Genomic DNA, 2,767 nt, shown 5'->3' with positions numbered 1-2,767 from the left:
ATCATTGGCTTGTTCATCCCTTGGTCTCGTCATCACGATGGCCTAGGCTAACAGGATGTCTATAAAATTAACAGAGCCTTTCAAGTCTTTCTGAAACCGCCTCTTAGCGCTGTGCCCGTTGCGCTGATTCGTGGCCGTTGCGGGCTTCTCAGCCCCGGGCTCGTAGCCCAGATGTTGGCCGAGTTCAGCGCCCAGAGCGCGCTCGATGAGCGCCTTCTTCAAGGCGGCGGACAGATCTTCAATGGAACCCGCCGTCATGGGGCCAGAGGCCAATTGGTCGATAAGCTCTTTAGGGATTGACGGCAGTTCGCGTGGTGGTGTCTTGGGTTTGCGTGGCATAACGGCTCCATTTCCATAATGGTAGCCTCACACACAAAATTCCTGACACTCCCGAAAGCACATGCTCATCAATCGGCACCCAATCTGATACATCAAGCGCTTGTCGAGGAGCGGATTCCGTGAGGTCACTGTGATTTCGAACCATGCCTCTGGGGTGCCGTGCCATAGAGGTCGCTCCTGTAGGCGCTGACATGGCTACAACTAATGGGATGGTCACCCCCACCCCCTCATCGGTTACGCTTTACTGACGTAGCGAACCTTCGGGAGACCATCATGCAAAGCGTCACGCTTATTGGCATCGATCTAGGCAAGCATTCCTTCCATCTGCACGGCTAGGACCAGCATGGGCATGCAGTTCTGAAAAAAAGTAAATCGCAAACAGTTGTTTGAATTCTTCGCCATGTTCCAGGTGTGTACAGTCGTCATGGAAGCATGCGCCGGCGCGCATTACATGGCACGCAAACTTGGCGGCTTTGGCCACAATATAAAGCTGATTTCACCACAATTCGTCCGTCCGTTCGTCAAAACAATAAAAATGACTTCGTCGACGCGGAAGCCATCTGTGAGGCCGCCTCTCGCCCTTCGATGCGGTTTGTCTCGCCTAAGACTGAAGCGCAGCAAGCGCTTTCTGCGCTGCACCGCGTGCGCGAGTCCTTCATTCGAGACCGGACCAAGACCATCAATCAAATCCACGGCTTGCTTTTGGAGTTCGGTATCAGCTTGCCCGTTGGCCGTACGGCGATCACGCGCCTGCCCGCAGCGTCAGCGGATCATTCGCTTCCTAGGCAATTTGTCACGATTATCGAGGGACTGCACGCCCATTTCAAATATCTAGAGACACAGATCACCGATATCGAAAAGGAAATCGCCAGACAGTTGGCCGCCGATGATCTCGGGCAGCGCCTGCTCTCCATTCCGGGCGTTGGCCCCGTGACGGCAAGCGTGCTGGCCAGCGAAATGGGCGACGGTAAGCAGTACGCTTGCAGTAGAGACTTCGCCGCGTCTGTCGGCTTGGTGCCGAGGCAGTTCAGCACCGGTGGTCGCTCGAATTTGCTCGGGATCAGCAAACGCGGAGACAGGAATCTGCGACGTCTGCTCGTGCAATGCGCACGGGCTTACATGCTCAGATTGGAAAAGCGCACCGGGCCGCTTGCAGAGTGGGTACGCGCGATGCTCACGCGGCGACACACAAACGTGGTGGCTTGCGCTCTGGCCAACAAGCTAGCGCGAACTGCCTGGGCGCTCGCGACGCGACATACAACGTTTGACGACGGCGCCGCAAAGGCGGCATGACGTCCGTGGTAAGACAGTTTTACCTGTAACAACTACCTGGTTTTGCGATAGCTGAAATGTGATGACGTGAACGGCACAACGGCCTGGCAGAAAACCTGATCAACTAATCGGCCCTCTCAGGCCGCACAACTTTACAGGACTGCCAGGCGCGAATCTCATCATGGCGCGGGAGGAAGCTCTCCATGACGACGCCGAATAGATTTAAGCGAGCCAACCCACCGAGTCAGAAATCGGCCTTGCAAAAACGGGGGTGACCATAGATTAGTTTAAAGGCTGTGTTTATAAAAACGTAATATAATCAATGTATTGAATGATTTAGTTGATATAAAAAATTATATACAAAATTAGTTGTTTATGCGGGAACGGCAAGATCGACGATCAGGCCGCTCTCACCTCATCAAGCAGATCGGGGTGACGATCCAGCAGCTTGAACAGCTTCACCAAAGCCAACGGCGGCTTGGTCTTGCCGTTCTCATAGCGCGAGAAGGCATTGATACCACCGCCGAAGATTTCGGCCGCTTCGCGCTGGTCAAGATCGAGCTTCTTGCGCACGTTTGTAATGAAGCCCGGATCGACGATCGCCGCGTTTACTTGCTTGGAGAAGGCGCGCATTTCGCGCATGACGCGGTTCGATTCCTTGGCGTCCAAAACCGACTCCGCGCAAGCCGGGCAGAACTCGCCCGTCACTGCAGCAATGACGGTAGATTCACCTTTGTAGGTATAGGGCAGGTCGCGCGTATCATGGATCAGTTCGGCCGCGCCGCAAACAGGGCATTTCATCGTCATAGCTCCTTGAAGGACACGATCAGCACATCATCAATGACCGTCAGCTTCAGATACACATCGCCCGCATGGGTGCTGGGGCGATATACGTCCTGCCATACCGTGTGATCGGCATGGGTGGTGCGCACCTTGCCACGTTCCACCAAGGCTTTAACGACCGGCAGCTTGCAATGTGGCGTGCGTTTTTCCATATAACAACTCTAACCTAGTTGGTTTATTTTGGCAAGTTGGTTAGTGTGAGGTTCCGCCCGATTGCAGTTTAGCGTGCTGTTTTTTTCCGTTTTCTGAGACGACTCCTTATAAACATGAAGCTCGACGCACGACAGCCATCAGGTACGCCACGCCGACTGAG

At 54.3% G+C, this 2,767-nt stretch carries 3 protein-coding genes and 1 pseudogene; 1 reads left to right on the top strand and 3 read right to left on the bottom strand.

All coding sequences use genetic code 11. From position 1 onward, the window contains the following. Positions 1-84: 84 nt before the first annotated feature. Positions 85-339: pseudogene (locus tag WM40_RS26250) on the bottom strand (transposase); the annotation flags it as partial. A 432-nt stretch (positions 340-771) separates the two neighbouring features. Here WM40_RS26250 and WM40_RS26245 point away from each other — a divergent pair. Next, positions 772-1,632: an IS110 family RNA-guided transposase gene (locus tag WM40_RS26245; protein ID WP_461786674.1), complete on the top strand. Its 861-nt coding sequence runs from the start codon at positions 772-774 to the stop codon at positions 1,630-1,632. Between the two features lie 378 nt (positions 1,633-2,010). On the opposite strand, the gene WM40_RS26240 is transcribed toward WM40_RS26245, so the two are convergent. Beyond that, positions 2,011-2,412 (bottom strand): type II toxin-antitoxin system MqsA family antitoxin, encoded by a 402-nt coding sequence (locus WM40_RS26240; RefSeq protein ID WP_024906286.1) that lies wholly within the window; start codon positions 2,410-2,412, stop codon positions 2,011-2,013. A 2-nt stretch (positions 2,413-2,414) separates the two neighbouring features. Beyond that, positions 2,415-2,606: a type II toxin-antitoxin system MqsR family toxin gene (locus tag WM40_RS26235; protein WP_024906285.1), complete on the bottom strand. Its 192-nt coding sequence runs from the start codon at positions 2,604-2,606 to the stop codon at positions 2,415-2,417. Positions 2,607-2,767: the final 161 nt, after the last annotated feature.

It is taken from the genome of Robbsia andropogonis, assembly GCF_000970345.1.
In the GTDB taxonomy this organism is placed as follows: domain Bacteria; phylum Pseudomonadota; class Gammaproteobacteria; order Burkholderiales; family Burkholderiaceae; genus Robbsia; species Robbsia andropogonis.
Note: the sequence above shows the minus strand (reverse complement) of the source record. Positions and strands in the feature narration are given on the sequence as shown.